General features: G+C 64.7%; 19 protein-coding genes and 4 tRNA genes. 5 read left to right on the forward strand and 18 right to left on the reverse strand.

Features of this window, described 5'->3' with window-relative positions:
- Positions 1–20: 20 nt before the first annotated feature.
- A complete protein-coding gene (locus Q8K99_14455) occupies positions 21–344 on the reverse strand; it encodes a hypothetical protein (GenBank protein ID MDP2183753.1) in 324 nt (107 codons plus the stop codon).
- A 544-nt stretch (positions 345–888) separates the two neighbouring features.
- Between Q8K99_14455 and Q8K99_14460 the strand changes: the two genes are divergently transcribed.
- Positions 889–1,293, forward strand: coding sequence for a hypothetical protein (locus Q8K99_14460; protein MDP2183754.1), 405 nt, complete (start codon positions 889–891; stop codon positions 1,291–1,293).
- A 117-nt stretch (positions 1,294–1,410) separates the two neighbouring features.
- On the opposite strand, the gene Q8K99_14465 is transcribed toward Q8K99_14460, so the two are convergent.
- The 8 genes from Q8K99_14465 to Q8K99_14500 all read right to left on the reverse strand — a co-directional run bounded on the left by Q8K99_14465 (position 1,411) and on the right by Q8K99_14500 (position 6,837).
- A tRNA-Val gene (locus tag Q8K99_14465) sits at positions 1,411–1,485 on the reverse strand.
- 64 nt (positions 1,486–1,549) lie between these two features.
- A tRNA-Glu gene (locus Q8K99_14470) sits at positions 1,550–1,625 on the reverse strand.
- Positions 1,626–1,741: 116 nt separating this feature from the next.
- Complete coding sequence (locus Q8K99_14475; protein MDP2183755.1) at positions 1,742–2,692, reverse strand: hypothetical protein; 951 nt, start codon at positions 2,690–2,692, stop codon at positions 1,742–1,744.
- 5 nt (positions 2,693–2,697) lie between these two features.
- Positions 2,698–3,132 carry a hypothetical protein gene (locus Q8K99_14480; GenBank protein MDP2183756.1) on the reverse strand — a complete coding sequence of 145 codons (435 nt, stop codon included), beginning with the start codon at positions 3,130–3,132 and terminating at the stop codon, positions 2,698–2,700.
- Positions 3,133–3,142: 10 nt separating this feature from the next.
- Complete coding sequence (locus Q8K99_14485) at positions 3,143–3,781, reverse strand: cytochrome b N-terminal domain-containing protein (GenBank protein ID MDP2183757.1); 639 nt, start codon at positions 3,779–3,781, stop codon at positions 3,143–3,145.
- 31 nt (positions 3,782–3,812) lie between these two features.
- Positions 3,813–4,238, reverse strand: coding sequence for a hypothetical protein (locus tag Q8K99_14490; protein MDP2183758.1), 426 nt, complete (start codon positions 4,236–4,238; stop codon positions 3,813–3,815).
- A gap of 142 nt (positions 4,239–4,380) precedes the next feature.
- Positions 4,381–6,135, reverse strand: a complete 1,755-nt coding sequence (locus Q8K99_14495; protein MDP2183759.1) for an ATP-binding protein — start codon at positions 6,133–6,135, stop codon at positions 4,381–4,383.
- A 9-nt stretch (positions 6,136–6,144) separates the two neighbouring features.
- The gene (locus Q8K99_14500) at positions 6,145–6,837 is read right to left on the reverse strand and encodes a response regulator transcription factor (GenBank protein ID MDP2183760.1); all 693 of its coding nucleotides are present in this window, start codon (positions 6,835–6,837) and stop codon (positions 6,145–6,147) included.
- A gap of 265 nt (positions 6,838–7,102) precedes the next feature.
- Here Q8K99_14500 and Q8K99_14505 point away from each other — a divergent pair, with 265 nt between their 5' ends.
- Positions 7,103–7,285, forward strand: a complete 183-nt coding sequence (locus Q8K99_14505) for a hypothetical protein (protein MDP2183761.1) — start codon at positions 7,103–7,105, stop codon at positions 7,283–7,285.
- A 19-nt stretch (positions 7,286–7,304) separates the two neighbouring features.
- Here Q8K99_14505 and Q8K99_14510 read toward each other — a convergent pair whose 3' ends face one another.
- The 5 genes from Q8K99_14510 to Q8K99_14530 all read right to left on the reverse strand — a co-directional run bounded on the left by Q8K99_14510 (position 7,305) and on the right by Q8K99_14530 (position 11,013).
- Positions 7,305–9,128, reverse strand: coding sequence for a cell wall-binding repeat-containing protein (locus Q8K99_14510; GenBank protein MDP2183762.1), 1,824 nt, complete (start codon positions 9,126–9,128; stop codon positions 7,305–7,307).
- A complete protein-coding gene (locus Q8K99_14515; protein MDP2183763.1) occupies positions 9,109–9,312 on the reverse strand; it encodes a hypothetical protein in 204 nt (67 codons plus the stop codon). Before Q8K99_14515 ends, Q8K99_14510 begins: the two co-directional genes overlap by 20 nt.
- Positions 9,309–9,530 carry a hypothetical protein gene (locus tag Q8K99_14520; GenBank protein ID MDP2183764.1) on the reverse strand — a complete coding sequence of 74 codons (222 nt, stop codon included), beginning with the start codon at positions 9,528–9,530 and terminating at the stop codon, positions 9,309–9,311. Before Q8K99_14520 ends, Q8K99_14515 begins: the two co-directional genes overlap by 4 nt.
- Positions 9,527–10,288 carry a helix-turn-helix domain-containing protein gene (locus Q8K99_14525; protein ID MDP2183765.1) on the reverse strand — a complete coding sequence of 254 codons (762 nt, stop codon included), beginning with the start codon at positions 10,286–10,288 and terminating at the stop codon, positions 9,527–9,529. Before Q8K99_14525 ends, Q8K99_14520 begins: the two co-directional genes overlap by 4 nt.
- A gap of 86 nt (positions 10,289–10,374) precedes the next feature.
- Positions 10,375–11,013: a hypothetical protein gene (locus tag Q8K99_14530; GenBank protein ID MDP2183766.1), complete on the reverse strand. Its 639-nt coding sequence runs from the start codon at positions 11,011–11,013 to the stop codon at positions 10,375–10,377.
- Between the two features lie 163 nt (positions 11,014–11,176).
- On the opposite strand from Q8K99_14530, the gene Q8K99_14535 reads away from it, so the two are divergent.
- From Q8K99_14535 to Q8K99_14545, 3 genes are all read left to right on the forward strand, one after another.
- Complete coding sequence (locus Q8K99_14535; GenBank protein ID MDP2183767.1) at positions 11,177–12,229, forward strand: Fic family protein; 1,053 nt, start codon at positions 11,177–11,179, stop codon at positions 12,227–12,229.
- 356 nt (positions 12,230–12,585) lie between these two features.
- Positions 12,586–13,566, forward strand: coding sequence for a helix-turn-helix domain-containing protein (locus Q8K99_14540; protein MDP2183768.1), 981 nt, complete (start codon positions 12,586–12,588; stop codon positions 13,564–13,566).
- Entirely contained in the window at positions 13,560–14,333 is a 774-nt protein-coding gene (locus Q8K99_14545; protein MDP2183769.1) for a hypothetical protein, read from the forward strand. Before Q8K99_14540 ends, Q8K99_14545 begins: the two co-directional genes overlap by 7 nt.
- A gap of 506 nt (positions 14,334–14,839) precedes the next feature.
- Here Q8K99_14545 and Q8K99_14550 read toward each other — a convergent pair.
- The 4 genes from Q8K99_14550 to Q8K99_14565 all read right to left on the reverse strand — a co-directional run bounded on the left by Q8K99_14550 (position 14,840) and on the right by Q8K99_14565 (position 17,301).
- Positions 14,840–15,709: a hypothetical protein gene (locus Q8K99_14550; protein ID MDP2183770.1), complete on the reverse strand. Its 870-nt coding sequence runs from the start codon at positions 15,707–15,709 to the stop codon at positions 14,840–14,842.
- On the reverse strand, positions 15,702–16,784 hold the full coding sequence (locus Q8K99_14555; GenBank protein ID MDP2183771.1) for a hypothetical protein: 1,083 nt from the start codon (positions 16,782–16,784) through the stop codon (positions 15,702–15,704). Before Q8K99_14555 ends, Q8K99_14550 begins: the two co-directional genes overlap by 8 nt.
- Positions 16,785–17,139: 355 nt before the next feature.
- Positions 17,140–17,215, reverse strand: a tRNA-Glu gene (locus Q8K99_14560).
- Between the two features lie 10 nt (positions 17,216–17,225).
- Positions 17,226–17,301, reverse strand: a tRNA-Lys gene (locus tag Q8K99_14565).
- Positions 17,302–17,530: the final 229 nt, after the last annotated feature.

Raw genomic sequence — 17,530 nt, forward strand, 5'->3', positions numbered from 1 at the left:
GGGGGGTCTTCCAGTCACTCCTAGCCCAGCAGCTGCTCAACAAGTTCGAAGGCTACAAGTGTCGCGGGAATGATCGTCGCGAGCCAGACTGCCCATGAAAGGTCGCGGTACCTGATCAGCGCTACTGCGCCCGTCACGAGAGCGGCCAACATCACGAGGAAGTTCACCGCGCCGACGACGTTCAGATTCCCAATAGTGAACGCCGCGGATTCGATCACGGTTGACATCAGCAGGACGAGCACGATACCTACGAGAAAGACCGTAGCCGCCGCGCGGCCAATCGGCGTGGAAGGTAGCCCGAAGAATCCCCCAGGCGTCGACAGTGCACCTTGGTGAGTCGACACTTCTGTCACCCCCTTCTGGATAGAGGGCCTGTTCCCTCAGTACTGTATACCGCCGCCCTGAACCGTCGAGACCGTTGGAAGACTGATGGCGAGAGACGATGAGGCCCCGGCGACATCGCCGGGACCTCCGAGGTTGCTGGTGGGCCATGGTGGACGAGTTTCGAATCCAGGGCATGGGCTGTGCGCTGCGGCGTCTCAGCGAGCGCCACCCTCCCGCATGACTACCGATGTGCTTGCCCAACCCCGCACGCCGAGCGCGCCCGAACACCCGCGAGACTGCGCACAGCCCCTGATCACCACTTGGGTATGTCCCTTCTGAGCGGAGTGACCAACGAAACAGTCAGATACTGACAACGGCACCGGCCGGAACCCCACCTCCAGATAGGCGAACTCCATGTCACGTGGCCGAGTCAAGCGCCATCGGCTTCATCGCTCACTGGATGAGCGTCGGGCTGCCTCGCTGTCTGGCACCAGCGAAGGAACATACGGTCCAATATGGCAAGGAGACTACGGGGCTTCGAGTAGCGAGAGTCTTGTAGCGCTGATGGCGAAGGCCGAAGAGGCGATCGCCGCTCTCGTTGAGGAATATGCACGTCTGTCCCGGGATGCCTGGATTGCCTCCGTCCTCCTCGTGACAGTGGGTGTGACGATCGCTCTTCTCGAAGGGCCACCCGTGACTCCGAGTTCGCTCACGACCATGAGTGTCTTGGCCCTCGGGCTAGTCCTAGGTCTACGGGCGCTTGCCCTGCGCGTCGCGGTGGCCCTCCGAGGTGCGACAGCTCGCGGCCTGGTTCATGTGTTCTACCTGTCTGTGCGGGACTTCGCACCAGAACGCTCACCCGCGCAGCCGGAGGCACTTCGCGATGAAGGGTTCCTTCTGCTTGCCGCGTATGTCGAAGGCCACTGGTCCTTCCGTGCCGCTCTTCGACGCAGGTCGGTCATCCTGTAGCACGTGACCTTGCGCATCGGCAAGGGGCGCGCCGCGCGAGACCTCTCGTTGCCGTCCACAGTCGACGGCCGTGAAACCACAACGGTCCCGAACCGTGAGGCTCGAGACCTGTGGTGTTGGTGGGCGATGAGGGATTTGAACCCCCGACTTCCTCCTTGTAAGGGAGGCACTCTCCCGCTGAGTTAATCGCCCGTTCGACGTGCGAGAGACATTCTAGCAGGGACGGACGCAGCAAGCCGCAAGCGCCACCCCCGCGTGGTGCCCCCAGAAGAATTCGAATCTCCGTTTCCGCCCTGAGGGGGCGGCGTCCTTGGCCACTAGACGATGGGGGCGCGACGCGCAGCACTCACACTACTCCACCGTATCGGCATGGATCCCTGCCAAAGAAAGGAGGCCCGCGGCGGCCACGGCGGCAAGCAGGGACGATTCGTGGGGCCCTCCGCAGCCCCTACTGCGTGCTGGCCTCGATATGACACGACCCGCAGAACGACTCGCTGTGACACTCCCAGCAGCGGACCGAGCCCTTGTCTTGGACGTCGGCCGGATGGCGCTCGAGCCAGTCGAGCTCGTGGTTCACGTGGCACTTCTTGCAGTCTTCGGTCCTGTGGCACGTGAAGCAGACCCGCGTGTCTGCCTGGGCCCGCTGCCGGTGGTCACGCAGCCACGCGTCGCGAGGGTCGTGGGATGGCGGCTTCTCGGCGTGGCACTCATCGCAGAACTTCAACCCGAACTCGTGACACTGGAAGCAGGACTCGTTGCCGACCGCAAGCGCTTCGACGCCGTGCGTCTGCATCCAATCGTCCTTCTTGTGCTTGGCGGTCCACGGCAAGGTCCTGCCGCCGTGACAGCCCCTGCACTCCTCGGGGTCGATCACATGCGAGAGGTAGGGCTGCGCATGTCGATACGCACTCTGTCCGGAATGGCACTTGATGCAGTCGACGTCCAGATCCCCGGGCTTCATGGGCGAGTCCGGCTGCAGGCCAGGGAAGGGCGAATGGCACCGCTCGCAGAACCCCACATCGACAAGGCGCACCACGTATTCGTTCGTGCGCTTCTCGAGACTGATGGTTCTGTGACAGTCGTGGCAGACGAGTCCGGGCAGGAGCTCGTTGGTCAGGTGGATACGGTGGAGCGGCAATGTCGACTCGTCCTTGGATCCGTGGCAGGCGACGCACTTCTCCATCGAGACCTTCAGGGCATCGTGGTGCAGCAGGACGAGGTCGGCCTCGGACGTCGGCAAGATGCGGTATCGCAACTTCTCGAGATGCATCTTCCAGGTGAACGCGGGGCTCTCAGCGGGCGAGCCCGTCATGAGACTTGTGACGACTAGCCCAACGAGCAGCAGGGACGCCAGCGCCAGCCTGCTCCACGCGCGTCGCATGTCGTCGGACCGTCGCACCGTCTTCATTCCAGCGCGCCAAGGACGCTCAGAACAACGAGCCCCGCCACCAGCAGACCACCAAGCGCCAGGGCGACCGGGCGCCGCGCGTAGGAGCGCTCGGGATTCCGGTCGGTCCATGGAACGAGGATCAAGAAGCCTATGCCGAGGATCACGAGCAGCCTTCCCACCGGGGGACGAACGATTCGCAGGAACTCCGAGACGGCCAGGAAGTACCAGTCCGGCTTGGAGCCTGCGGGCATAACGGTCGCGGCCGGGTCCGCCTTGATGTCGAGCTGTGCGGGCATGAAGGCCGTAAGCACCACATAGAGGGAGAGCAGCAGAATCACCGAGGTGAGGCCGGCGATTGCGTTGCGCGAGAAGAACGGGGTGGCGGGACGGTCTTCCGATTCCTCGGCGGAGTCCTCCGGGTGAGTCTCTGCTTGCTTCAAGTCAGCCACCACGTGCCTCCTACAACGGCCCGGATATGCCCTGCTTGCGGACCATCCAGAAGTGGGCGGCCAGCAGGATCCCGACGGCGAGCGGCAGGACCACCACGTGCAGCGAGAAGAAGCGCGTCAGCGCTGGTGCGCCGATCGTTGACCCGCCAAGGAGAACCCCGGCAAGGGGGTCGCCGACGAGCGGGACCTGCCTGACGAGATCGACTATCACGGTCGCCCCCCAGAACGCCTTCTGGTCCCACGGAAGCAGGCGGCCGGTGAGACCGAAAGCCATGGTCACGACGAGCAGGAAGACGCCGACGACCCAGTTGAACTCGCGCGGGTGCTTGTACGAAGCGGTTATGAACACGCGCAACATATGGACGACCAGGAAGACCACCATGAGCGTGGAGCCCCACGCGTGCGTCGTGCGGATGAACCACCCGTAGTCAACGTAGTTGGAGATGTAGAAGACGCTCGAGTAGGCGCGCTCCGGCGTGGGCTGGTAGAAGAACGTCAGGAAGATCCCAGTTAGCAGCTGGAATACGAATACCGTGAAGGTCAGGCCTCCGAAGCAGAACCAGAACCTGCGCGCATGATCCGGGACTGACTCGCCGAGGACCTTGCTGCGCATGCGGTCCGTGAAGTCGAACCGCCTGTGACTGTTCACGGCATGTCCCCCGGGTGTGTGGTCGCTGGCTCTAGCTTCCGAGTCCGCTCAGACTCATCGGCCGAGCGGCAACGGAACAGATGCGCTCCATGCGCGCGGCGAGGTAGAAGGCGATCCCCGCGACAAGCATAGGAACGATAAGGACCGTAGCCATCACGAGCCAAACAACCGGCTCCCAGACGACAACGAACCCCCATACGAGCACCGCAGCCGACCCGGCAAAGAGCAGCAGCGACGCCACATCCTCGCGCCACAAGCCCACGCCGAAGACGACGACTGCGGCGGTGAACGGGTATGCAGCGCTACCTACGGACTCAAGGACCGAAGCATCCTGGAACGCAAACCGGCCTGCGTAGGCCGCGATGATCCAGAACAGCCCGCCGCCGATCACAAGAAACTGAGCGATCATACGCTCCACGTTCATGCGGTCAGGTCTACACACCGTTTCTCGCGCCATCTCGGTCCTCCTCGCCATCGCTGTCGGGGGAAGACAACCCCTCGACTGGCCTGGCTTGAGCATAACCTCATGACATGAGTGTCAGGTCCATGTTCGATTAAGGTTGTGTTAGCGCCACGCACGAACTCCGGGTCTCCCGCGGCTACTGCCGCCGGGATAGGTCGAACCGGAAGCGCGCGCCTTCTCCGGACCGCGACTCCACGCCGATCACGCTGCCGTGGCCTTCGACGATCTCGCGCGCGATGGCGAGACCGAGACCCGCGCCGCGCCGTCCCACAGTGGCGACCTTCTCTCCACGGTAGAACCGCTCGAACAGGCGTGGTATCTCCTCGGCAGGTATGCCGGGACCTGTGTCGCGCACCTCGAGCGTGACGCGGTCGTCGTGAGGACGCGCGTCGAGCGAGATCGTGTCGCCCCGGCCTGAGTGTTTGATCGCGTTGTCAACGAAACCGATGAGGACCTGCACGATCTGGTCCCTGTCGCACCACACGTCGACATTCTCGAGTCCCGGCGCGATATCGAGGGTGACGTCGGCTGCAGAAGCCAGCGGCTGCATGATGGCAGCGGCAGAATCGAGCAGCCCGCCCACGTTGTGCGGACGGATGTCGAACTGCATCCGACCGGCGTCGATCTGCGCGAGCGTGAAGAGGTCGGCCACGAGCCGGCTCAGCCTCTCGACCTCCGACTGCATCGTGCTCAGAAACTCGTCGCGAGTCACAAGGTCATCCTTGGCGCCGCCGTCGAGAAGCTCCAGGAAGCCCTTCATCGCCGCGATCGGCGTGCGCATCTCGTGGCTGGCGTTGGCGATGAACCGCCGCTGCGCCTCGGCCGCCAGCACCTCCTCGGTCACATCGTGCAGAAGCAGCACGGCGCCTTCAGCGCTCTCCCCCTGACCCGTCGGCGCGCAGTGAAGCATCACGTGGCGCTCACCCAGTCGAACGGTGTCAACCGCGGTGTCGCCCGCCAGGCCGCGCTCAACGACAGCGAGCAACTTGCGCTCCAGAATCACATCGCTGACCACCTGGCCAAGGAGGTCCTCGGCACGCATCTTGAGGATGTGCTCGGCTGCGGGGTTGATGATGCGGACGATTCCGATCCCGTCGACGGCGATCACGCCTTCCGCGAGCGACTCGACCACCGTGACGATCTCACGCTCGCGTTCCTTGAGCGCGTCGAAGACCTCGCCGAGCTGTTCGGCCATGCGGTTGAAGACGCCCGCGAGGCCCCGGACCTCGTCGGGGACGAACCCCTGGGGAAGCCGCTGTTCAAAGTCGCCGTCTGCGATTGCGTTCGCCGCCCGAGAGAGCATTCGCACTCGACGGCTGATGATGTCGGAGAACGCCAGGCCGAGCAGCCCCGCGACCACCAGCGCGATCCAGAGCGAGCCCCACAGTCGCCGCCACGCCGCATCGAGGGTCTCGCTGCTCGTGTCGGTCGATCGCGCCACCACGACCACGCCCACGCGACGATCCTCGTCGGAAAGCACCGCCTGCCCAGCGAGCGCACGACCCCCGTCGCCCAGGCTCACGAAGACGTAGGGTTCAGCGTCGGTGAGTCCCGCCAGGCGCGCGCGCTCGATCTCCTCGGCAGGTACGCTCAAGGAACCCTGCACGTGCACCGGGTCCCCGTCGAGCTCGAACACCCAGATCGTGTCGCCAAGAACCCCGGCGAGCCTGTCGCTTTGCGCCCGGATGTCGTAGAGCCGTTCGACGGTCAGGGGGAAATCGGGGGCCAGAACGCCCGTGAGCACCGATGCGTCGGAGGCGATGCCCCGGCGCTCGATCTCGAGCAGTGTGTCGCGCAGACCCGTGAGCACCGACACCGAGAGAATCGCAGTCGCGACCACTATGACGATGACGAACAGCGCCGTCTGCCATAGCCGGATCGAGATCCTCATCGCCGCGCCCTACGGCTCACGAAGCCGGTAGCCCAGACCGCGCACGGTGAGCAGGTACTCCGGCTCCTGGGGGTCGGGTTCGATCTTCTCCCTGATGTTGTGGACGTGAACGTCTACTGCCCGCTCGTCGCCGACGATGTGGTCGCCCCAGAGGGCCGCCAGGATCGCCTGACGCGAGTACGCCTTGCCCGGCTGGCGCGCAAGCATGAGCAGGATGCGGAACTCGGAGCTCGTGAGGTGGACGGGGTCGCCGCGCAGGTACGCCTGATGGCTTTCAGTATCGATCGTGACGTCCCCGATGACGACCTTCTGGGCCGAGGAGGCGCGATGCGAGAACTCGGTCCTTCGCAGCTGCGCCTTGACGCGGCTGACGAGTTCGCGCGGGGAAAACGGCTTGACAACGTAGTCGTCGGCGCCGAACTCGAGCCCGAGCACCCGGTCGACCTCTTCGCTGCGGGCCGACAGCATGATGATCGGAACGTCGCTACTCTCACGAACCTCGCGGCAGAAGTCGAGCCCGGACTTGCCGGGCAGCATGACATCGAGAATCACGACGTCGGGAGCGGCGGCCTTCATGTGTGCTTCTGCCTCGACGGTGTCCTGCGCAACATCCACGATGTAGCCCGCGCTCTCGAGCGCGTACTTGAGCACCTTGATCATCGACTCCTCGTCGTCAACGACGAGAACCCGTTGTGGTGTCATGCCTGCTCCTCGGGACCGGTATTTCATGCCGTCCTCACAAGTGTTCCCAGAATCGACCAGTTCCACAACCTGCAGGTCCTCTGCACGGTACGACAGCCGCGTGCGGCCAGCTCCGCAAGGAAGGCCCAATGTGACTGTTCTCAGCAAACCATCATTTTGTTGGCGTCGGATTAAGGTCGTGCCAAGACCCGCCAACAATCGTCATTTCGTGGGTGAGGGTGCGGTAGATTCCAGTAGGAAAGCTCGCCCGAAGGAGGAAGCAATCATGGTACTCACCATACTCGGAATCCTGCTCGAGCTGGTCGCGATCGCGGGAGCGTTCGTGCTCCTGCTAGCCGTGCCGGTCACATTCGGTCTGCTGGCATACTCGTGGGTCAAGGACCTGGACCACGGGGACCCCACGCCCAAGAGCCCGGCCCGCAGGTTCTCTGCTCGCGTGGCCGCCTAGCCGCTCCGACACTGCTCGACTAGCGATCGGCACTCGCGACCTGGCCGATCAGCCAGCCGCGCACAAGTCGCCCTGTTCGCCGCACGCGATCCGGCTGCACGTGAGAAGCCGTGTCGCGTGCGGTGTGATATACGGGGTCGCTCCTCCACTGGAGCCACGCCGAGGAGATGCCCGCGAACTCGAACGCCTCGTGGTCGCTCCAGCCGGTTGAACTCGGGTCCTTCAGGTACGGCAGCGGCTGGTCGCAGTAGGCCGCCCACTCACGCAGACCTCGCACGGTCGCCATCGATGCGGCCCCGAGGTTGCGCACGTTGAAGGTTCCGCCGTACCCCACCATGTCGATCGAAACCATCGATGTGATGGCCTTCTTCTGTGCCGAGGACAGCGCCGAGACGTAGTATCGCGACCCGAAATGGTGGTCCGCCGCCGTCTTGCCGGAAATCTCTTCCGCTCCAAATGCTACGAAGCGCACGGTGGGCAGCGGAGTCTCCGCGAGCGCGAGATTGCGCGCCAGTTCGAGCGTGACCCCGACGCCGGACGCATTGTCGTTGGCGCCGGGCGAGGGCGACTTCGTGTCGATATGCGCTCCGAGCACGATCACACCCGGTAGCGAGCCGGGCAGTTCCGCCACAACGTTTCGCGAAGTCCTGTCGCCCGGTATCGAGAACGTCTGCGTGGTGATCGCGTAGCCGAACGACGCAAGCTGCGAGGCCACGTAGTCGGCCGCTTTGCGTTCCGCCGAGGAGCCTGCTGTGCGTACGCCCAGACCGGCGATCGCCCGCACGTGGTCCATCGCACGGCTGTGCGAGAAGTACGGCGCGAGCAAGGCGTGCGCGGTCTCGGTCCGGACGTGCGGCGGAACCGTCGCCGGGCCGCCGAAGAATGTGAGCGCATGTACCTGCTGCCGGGCGCTCCACAACCGCCCCGCAACCACGTTCGGCACGCGGTCGGCGGCGAGCAGGAGCGTGGGCGACGCGCGCTGCGCGGCGAGCACGCTTCCTGCGAGCGCGTCGGCGGGGGTCACGCCGGAGGCGAAGGTCGGCCCCGCCCAGGAGAAGCCCGCATGTGCGACAGCGTAGTCGGCGAGGCCGACCGAGACCGCGTAGCGGTCTCCCCCGCCGACGCGCGTGAGGTGCGAAGCGCCGAACGCGCCGCGCAGCGCGCTTTCGGTCGCGAGCGGCACCGAGGTGCTCCCGCCCGCGATCACGACGTCGGTCACGCCGTGCGCTTTCATGGCGGCGATGACGGGGCCGTTCACCCGCCCGGGCGCGGTCAGGTAGATCGGCCACCCCTCTGCCGCCGCTAGCGGAGCACATGAGAGCGCGTCGGCGAACGTCCGCCCGGTGACGACGAAACCGGTCCCGACGGCGGTGCCGCGAAGCGCCCGGGTCTCCTCGGCCACGCGCAGCGCAACGGCGTAGCGGTCGGAGCCTCCGAGACGCACGACCGTCGCGGCCGGCAGCGCCGCCCGAACGCGCGATTCGATTCCCGGCTTCATCGAGGTCTTCCCGCCAAGGACGTAGACCCGCGACGGCTTGAGCCGCATGAGCTCCTGCACGACCATGTCCGGGATCACGTCGTGGTATGTGAGCAGAATCGGGCCGTCGGCTGCACCCGCAAGCGCCGAGCCGCCGAGCGCGTCGGCCCATGCCGTGCCGTTGGCCAGAACGGCGGCCGTCGAGGTGGCCGGGTAGCTCGCCTTGGAGACGGCGACAGCGGTGCTGTAGCGCGACTTGCCGTAGAGCACATCCGTCACGATGGCGGCAGCCGGACGGGGTGCGGCGAGCAGTGCGGTCGCAACCAGCGCGACGACAGCGAGCAGCCTACTGGGGCGTGCGCCCACGAGGGCCTCCCTTCACGCCGCGCCACACGAGCGCGAACCCGCCAAGGATTGCAGCGATTCCCGGGCCAGGCAGGACGAGCATCGGGATCCCGACGGCGATGAGCAGCAGGCCGAGGACGATCGACCCACAACCGTGCTTGCGCTTCGTGCCGCTGCGCGGTTCTCTCTTGCCGACTTCGCTCATGGCCTCAGCTCGTATCTCCGTGGACCCAGCCGCACGATCCGCCCTTCGCCCTCGCGGCGGCGCACTTCGGCGGCCACGATCCGCGCAATCATCTCGCGTTCTTCCGACGTCCGCATGCGACCCCGGCGCGCGCGCGGGCTCTCGGCCCGGCTCGCAAGCGCTCCCACCGCCGCACGGCGTGTGCGCTGCCAAGTCCCGTAGTCGTATGCGCGATTCACAGCCCGGTCGTCTCCTCGAGCGCGGACAGCCGCCCGCTGACCTCTTCTTCGGCGGCGCGGCGCCGCAGGTAGTCCATGTCGATGTCGGGCACAGTACTCAGAAGCGTCCCCGCCCAAGCGCATGACTCCTCGTCAGCCCAGTGTACGCATGCGCACAGACGGTCCACGATCAGGTCTTCAATGCCAAGGACGTGCGCCCGAACCCCGCGCACGTCCACGGTCGCGACATGCGCTAGCTGCTCGGCGCCAAGCGCCCCGCCCGGAGCCTCGATGAGAAGGGCGAGTGCATCGTCGTACCAGTGTCGGCCCTTTCGCAAGAAGCCCCACCCCGAGAGAACCTGCGCGAGAGGCTCGGATGCACCGGCGACGTCGATGTCCATCGTGGCGTAGCCGCCTGCCGTGTAGAATTCGACCGCGTTGCCACCAACAATGACCGGCGCGGGCCATCCGAGCGACTCAACAGCCCGCGTGAGAAGCCCGACGAATGCCATGCGCCGGGCAACGGAGTCTTCGAGACCCGTGAGCAACCGCTCGAGGTCGCCGCGCGACGGACTTGCTGTACTCTCGCGGGCAAACGTGGCCGGGGACGCGGCTGTTGCGCGCGACGATAACCATGCCTCGAGGTCCGACGGGCGCACCCGCCACAACCGTCCGACCTTGACCGCCGGCAGATCGCCGCCGCGCACTTTGTTGTACACCGTGCGCTCGGTGACGCCGAGATACTCGGCCACTCGGGCAATGTCCCACAGCTCTTCCATAGGAACATAGTAGCATCAATAGGAAACCATAGGAACTTCGGAGACGCAGGACCCACTCGTCGACAAGCTTCCGACGTAGTCTTCCCCTACCCCCGCGGCGGGAAGGGCAACTCGCGCTTGAGCCTCTCGGCAAGCTGACTGGCGACCGCAGAATCCGGAGCGAATCCCTCGGCGAACTCGTACTCCCCACTCTGCGTGACGACGCGGATGGTCCCCCGCGAGAACGTCCAGAACGTGGTCCGCTTGCCCTTGCCGGACTCGCCGCCAACGAACCGGATGTCCTTGAGCTCTCCCACAGGCACCGTCAGCCGTCGAAGCGTGACTCCAAACACGGTGCGCACCACGACCAGCCGGTCCGAAAGCACGAGAGCCCGCTCCCGACCGAGGACCGCGTAGAGCGTGGGCCCGAGCGATATCGCCGCAAAGATGAGCCCGGCCAGGAAGATGAGCGGCACGCCGGAGTCGAACGAGCCATAGATCCAGACGCCCGCCACCACGAGGCCCAGGAGCTCGCCGAAGTCGCGCCGCACCGGCACCGGGAATTCGAACTTGGCCGAGGAGAAGCGCACGCCGACGTCGCCGGCTCCGAAGTCATAAGCACCAGCGGCCGATTCCGGAGGCGGCCCGAGAACCGGAGCGCCGTTCGAGGGGAGCGCGAACCCGCAGCTTACGCAGGTGATGTCGTGCCGTTTGATCCGCGACTGGCACATCGGGCACTTCGGCATGTGGCCCCCTCCCCCTGGCCAAGGAACCTCCCCGGCTGAACGAACTGCACGCTGTGGCCATGATACCAGCGGCCCGGCGGCGACCGCGCGATTCGCGAACGGCTCATGACGCATTAATGATATCATGGCGGTGTTCCATGATTCATTCTTCTGAGGAGGAGCTGTGCGTGGTTCGTTCGGCCCCGGCCATCTCGAGCAGACGACCGTCCCTATGCCCACGGTCCGATCGATCGGTCTCCTCGGCGAGTACAAGGGCAAGCAGCAGCTGTTCGAGCGACAATCGCAGCAGGCGCTCAGTGCCCTTCGCGAAGTCGCGCGGGTGCAGAGCATCGAGTCCTCGAACAGGATCGAGGGTGTGACTGCGGCGTCGGGGCGCATCGCCGAGCTCGCTGCCGACAAGGCGATGCCCCGGGACCGATCCGAGCAGGAGATCGCTGGCTACCGTGATGTGCTGTCCACCGTCCACGCCAACGCGAGCGAGATGGAGGTCTCAACCGGGCTGATACTCGAGCTGCATCGCGACATGTACCAGTTCTCACCAGCCCCGGGCGGGGCATGGAAGAGCAGTCCGAACGACATCGTCGATGTCATGCCCGATGGGACGCATCGCCTGAGGTTCAGCCCCGTTGCACCCAACCTCGTTGAGCCCGCCATGGGCGAGCTCGTCGCCGGCTACCAGCGCATCGCGTCCGAGGGGCTGGTCGACCCCCTCATCGCAGTCCCCGCGTTCGTGCTCGATTTCCTTTGCATCCACCCGTTCGGGGACGGCAATGGCCGCCTGTCGCGGATCTTGAACCTCATGCTGTTGTACCAGGCGGGTTTCGACGTCGGCCGCTACATCAGCTTCGAGAAGATCATCGAGGACTCCAAGGAGACGTACTACGAGGCCCTGGAAGCTTCCTCGGCGGGTTGGCACGAGGGCGGACACGATCTGCTTCCCTGGCTTCAGTACTCACATGGGGTTCTCCTCGCTGCATACCTGGAGTTCGAGCAACGGGTCGGGCAGATGGTGACGGGGCGTGGCGCGAAGCGCGAAATGGTGATCGACTGCATCAACCATCTGCCGATGACGTTCCGCTACGCCGACGTTGAGCGAGCGTGTCCTGGGGTTAGCCGGCCCACCATCGTGCGCGTGCTCGGGGAGCTCCGAGACACGGGCGAGATCCGCTGCACCAAGGGCGGGCGCGACGCGGCATGGGAGAGAATGGCTCGATGAGTCGCTAGCACGCACCCTCCTCGGCCACCGCGAAAAGGAGCCCGCCGGCGTGGCGAGCTCCTCTCAATCTTGGTGCCCCCAAGGGAATTCGAATCCTGATTGTGCTTGTGACTATTGGGACTCGTTGGTACTCGTTGGTACGTCGGAGCTGCGGTGAGTCCCAATAGTCACCAACGAGTACCAACAGTCACCATGTATTTGGGCACCAAATCGGGCACCAAATCGAGGCTTTCCCTCGGTCCTGACGACCAGTGCGTCGGTCGGGTGGATCCGAGAAATACTAAAGTCGTATTTGCACACTAAAGTCGATGAGTTTAGTATGCATCTATCGCTTTAGTGTCTAAGGAGGGCCCGCCGTGCAACACAGCGTCAAGAACCTCGAGGCATACCTTCGCGAGACCCTGCACACGCCGGTCCGACTTGAGCGCTGGCGCGGGGAAGCCGCACTACCCGCCTATCTGACGGGACAGTACGACTTCCTCGACGGCACGGTGGGCAACGTCCATGTCCTGTTCCTGCAAAGCGCCGATGAGCCCGTACCCAGCGCCGCAAAGAAGCACGAGCGCGCTCTACAGCAGAACTGGACGGGGCCCATGGCATTCGCCTTTGAGCGCATCACGCCTCGCACCCGTCAGCGCATGGTCAGCGAAGGGCTGTCGTTCGTTGTCCCCGGCAATCAGGTCTACCTCCCAGCTCTCGGCGTGAACCTTCGAGAGAGGTACCAGACCCGAGCGCAGACCGTGGACCGCCTGCGCCCCTCCGCACAGGTGCTCCTCTTGCACGTACTCACGAACCGCTCCCCCGCCTCCGGCACTCCAAGTGGCTTGGCGCGGCGGCTGGGCTACACGGCGATGGCAATGGGGCAGGCTCTGAACCAGCTCGAGGATGCGAAGCTGGTCAATGTGCACAAGGAGGGTCGCGAGCGCCTGTTCGAGCTCGCAGGTGAGCCTGCCGATCTGTGGCTGCAAGCCCAACCACTGCTCGCAAGCCCCATCAGCCGCAGGCGCTACCTGGTCGGCGTCGCACCGTCGGGGCGCAAGCGACTGGCAGCTGGCCTCAGTGCGCTGGCCACCTACTCCGCCCTGGCAGAACCGACCGTCCCAGTGGTGGCACTCGACAGAGTGAAGGCCAAGAGCCTGCTGGACGCTCGCGGCGTCCAGGAACTGCCCACCGCCGATGAGGCCGATCTCGAGGTGGAGCTCTGGTCCTACAAGCCGGGCATGCTCTCGGAGGGACCGGCGGTCGACCGGCTCTCGCTCTACCTCTCTCTTCGAGACGACTCCGACGAGAGGGTCCATTCGGCTCTCGACGAGATGATGCGAGGCGTCACGTGGTAAGAGGTCTGAACGTCTTCAGGGATCGCTTCGCCGGATTCGAGGACTGCTACGTCCTCATCGGCGGAGCTGCTGTGGAAGTGGCGATGGACGCGGCGGGATTGCAGTTCCGCGTGACCAAGGATCTCGACATCGTCTTGCATGTCGAGGCTCTCGATGCGCAGTTCGCGACAGCTTTCTGGGCATTTGTCGCCGACGGTGGCTATGAGTTCAAAGAGAAGAGCACGGGCAAGCCGACGCTCTACCGATTCAGCAAGCCGACGGACGAGAGCTTCCCCTACATGCTCGAGCTGTTCTCCCGCAGACCTGAGCTGATCGAGCCAACGGCCGACTGCCGCCTGACGCCGCTGCCCATCGCCGAGGAGGTCTCGAGCCTCTCGGCAATCCTGCTCGATGACGATTACCACGACTTCGTCCAAAAGGGCACCCGGGTGGATGGCGGATTGTCGGTGCTTTCGCCGGAGTACATCGTGCCGCTCAAGGCGCGCGCGTGGATCGACCTGACCGACCGGCACGAGCGCGGAGAGGACGTCTCCCGCGGTGACATCAAGAAGCACCGCAACGACATCATCCGACTGAGCCAGCTCATCTCGCCGGGAGCACGGATCGCACTTTCCGATTCGATCGGCGGCGACCTAGAGGAATTCGTGGCGCGCGCGTTGCACGACGGCGCCGAGCCAAAGACCTTCGGGGTCATCGGGATGACGCTACAGGATGTGCGGTCGTTGCTGAGTGCCGTCTACGACCTCGCTGAAGCCGCACCCGACTAGGAGGCGCTTCGGCTCCGGTGTGATGGCTTCCTCGTGGCATAAGAGTTACCGCACTTGTCGGCAACTTTGGTCGTTTCTATGCCAACTCACTTTGGGCACCAAATCGGGCACCAAGCCGATGTCGAGGGCCGATCCCCAGCAACAGGGATTTCTGGGCACCAAGAGGGAGCAGAAACTGCCTCTGAGCTGCGGTCTTGCTCGCTGAATGGCCCTCAGAACGGCACGATTTGGTGCCCGATTTCAAGCACGCTTCAGGGATTCACAAGCCCCTGGCCTGCGGTTTCATGGTGCCCCCAAGGGAATTCGAATCCTGATTGTGCTGGTGACTATTGGTGACTGTTGGGACTCGTTGGTACGGCGGAGCTGCGGCTAGTCCCAATAGGTCCCAACGAGTACCAATAGTCACCATGTATTTGGGCGACAAATCGGGCGACAAATCTGGGGCGCTCTTGGAGCGCCCAGTGTAGCCAGCCGTGAGGCCTCCAGGCGCACGCGCAAGCCTCGACTCAGACGCCGATTCCTTGCGCGCGAAGTGAGTCCAGCAGCTCTCGGCAGAGCGCAGCGCACGACGCCATGATCACGTCGGTCGGCTCTGGCGCTGCCGCCTCGGCTGCGAGCTGACTGCCTGGAGACCCGGCGTCGCCGAAGAGGCTTGGCAGTTCGCCGAGCGCCTCTGAAGTGACCGGCCCGGCAGTCGCGTCTGCCAGCAGACCAACGAAGCCCTCAGCCAGCCGAGCGCTCGGGATCGCCTGCAACAGCCGAAGCACATCCAGGGCGTCCTTGGGCTTCACTCTGTCCGGTCGGCCTCGTTCGAGCGCACCGGCCGCCACCCGCTCGGACAGCTTGATCGTCTTGGAGATCAGCAGCGCTGTGGGACCGGCCACCTTCATGGTGAAACTCCGGGCATCCGTCGCTTCGAGCGCCCCGATGCTCATGACGCTGTTGTCCACCAGCGCCGCCTCCAGCCCGTGGACCTTCAGCATCGAGCCCTTCTCGTGCTGCGGCACCCGGGCGGCACGCCGCCCTGCGCCTCCCAGGGCGTCGGGCACGAGAAGATCGACGGTCACCTTCGCAGGCACGCCGGCGATCTCGCGCATCGAAGCCCAAACGCCAACGAGTTCCTTGCCGTCGCGCTCATCGAGGAAGAACTTGGCCTTACGCATCGCCGAGGCGATCTCGGGATCACCTGACAGGAGACGCGGGTCGATTGCGACGTCGCCGTCGGTCGTGAACTCGGCGACGGCGAACTGTGCGGCACCGGTGTGGAGGTAGATCGCCTGCGCCCCCACGAGCACGAGCGCATCGCGATGACCTAGAAGTGCCTCAAGCGCGTCGAGAAGAGCTCTGCGCGCGACGATGTACTCCTCGCTATACACGCCACACCTCCTCGTGGGAGAGCATCCACTCGATGAGCGCTTCGGCTTCTTCCGGTCCGCGGCCGGAAGACGTGAGCAGGTCGGCGGCGATCTGCGAAGGGGCCACGTACCTCAAGCCCTCGTCGAGAACCGTGCGCTCGAAGACGACGCTGTCGAACGGCTCGACGAGAAGAACATTCGCCCCTGTCTCGGCGGGGAGCAGACCGAGCTTCCCCGCAGCCTCGTCCAGACGCTCGACGTAGACGACACCGAGACGCGCCGGGGCGACCGGAGCCCGCCGAGCGGCGGCAAGCGAACCCGAGATCGCGTAGTTCAGAGCTTCCTCGCTGTCCTGCCGGCGCAGGGCGTCGAGCAAGGCTGGAAGACCTCGAGGCTGCAGATAGGACGTGGCGAGGTTGGAGGAATCCAGAGAGTAGTCCCTTGTCCACGCGCGCAGGAGGTTGGGCCAGTCGACACGGGTGACCGGGCCGCGAGGTTCGCGCCCAATGTAGTCGTCTCGTTCGAGCAGTGCGAGCAGACGCGAGACATAACCCGGGTCAATCTGAGCGATCTTCGCGATCTCGCGTGTGCCGAGCGGCGGAGTGAAGTCCACGAGCGTCCTCACGAGCCGACCGGCCTTGGCGCCCTTGAGAGAACGCGCCGGACGCTGCGCCGGTTCCGGATCCTTGTCTGCCCCCGCCCGCTCGATCGCCACGGCCGGAGCATCGAGCCGCAGGTACATGTTACCCGTCAGATCGATGTAGCCGGCGCCCAGCGTTCGCAGTCGCTCTCGCGTCCGTTCGCCGAGAAAGCGAGCGACGACTACCGGGGTTGCGGCGCTGTCTCGCCAGCGTCGCATCTCGAAACGAGACACGAGTGGCTCGGCGTCCTTGGGGTCGAGCCGGCTCTTCACCTCTATCGTCAGGATCGACGCCTGCTCATCCGGTCCGACGACACGCACGACCGCATCCGGCCCGGGGGCATAGGCTCGCTCTTCGACCACCTCGACGCACCATGTCTCGGGCAGGCGCGAGCGGAGCTCGTCGAGTGCTCGGGAGAATGTTGTGTTGTCTGAAGCTTCGCTGTTGCGCATCATGCACAACATACTACTTCCAGACAACAGCAATCGCAAGTGACGGTCGCTGGGCCAAGAAGACGACCGCCTCGCACGCCTCTGAGCTGCGGTTTTGCTCTCATGGATCGGGTTTCAAGTGAGCAGGCGACATCAGTATCGCAGCCCGACATTTCGCCGTGTATTTGGGCGACAAATCGGGCGACAACTCGATCTCGCACTCCGAACGTCAGCAACAGGGATTTTTGGGCGACAAATCTAGGCCGAAATGGCCTCTGAGCTGCGGTTCTGCTCTCCGTGGAGCTCTCAGGAGCCCCCGAATTGTAGCCCGATTTCAAGCACGCAACAGGGAATCGCAAGCCTCTGACCTGCGGTTTTATGGTGCCCCCAAGGGAATTCGAATCCCTGTTGCCGCCTTGAAAGGGCGGAGTCCTTGGCCTCTAGACGATGGGGGCGTATTCACACTGGTGGGCCGTATAGGGATCGAACCTATGACCTTGGGATTAAAAGTCCCCTGCTCTACCGACTGAGCTAACGGCCCGCACTCCCGACGGACCAGCCGCAGAAAGGCAAAGGGAAGTGTAGCGTGCGCCCCTGGTCTGGTCAAACGTGCGAGTTGCCTCACCAGAAATGTCGTCCAAACCGATTCGTTGCCTCACGTAAGGATGTCGTCGAACGCGTAGCGTCAGTCCCGTCAGTCGAATCTGTGACGAGGAGGCGCGACGAGGGTGCCTTTGACGATGACGGAGAGACACGCGGTGACGAGGAGG

This window comes from Actinomycetota bacterium, assembly GCA_030682655.1.
Classification (GTDB): Bacteria; Actinomycetota; Coriobacteriia; order Anaerosomatales; family JAUXNU01; genus JAUXNU01.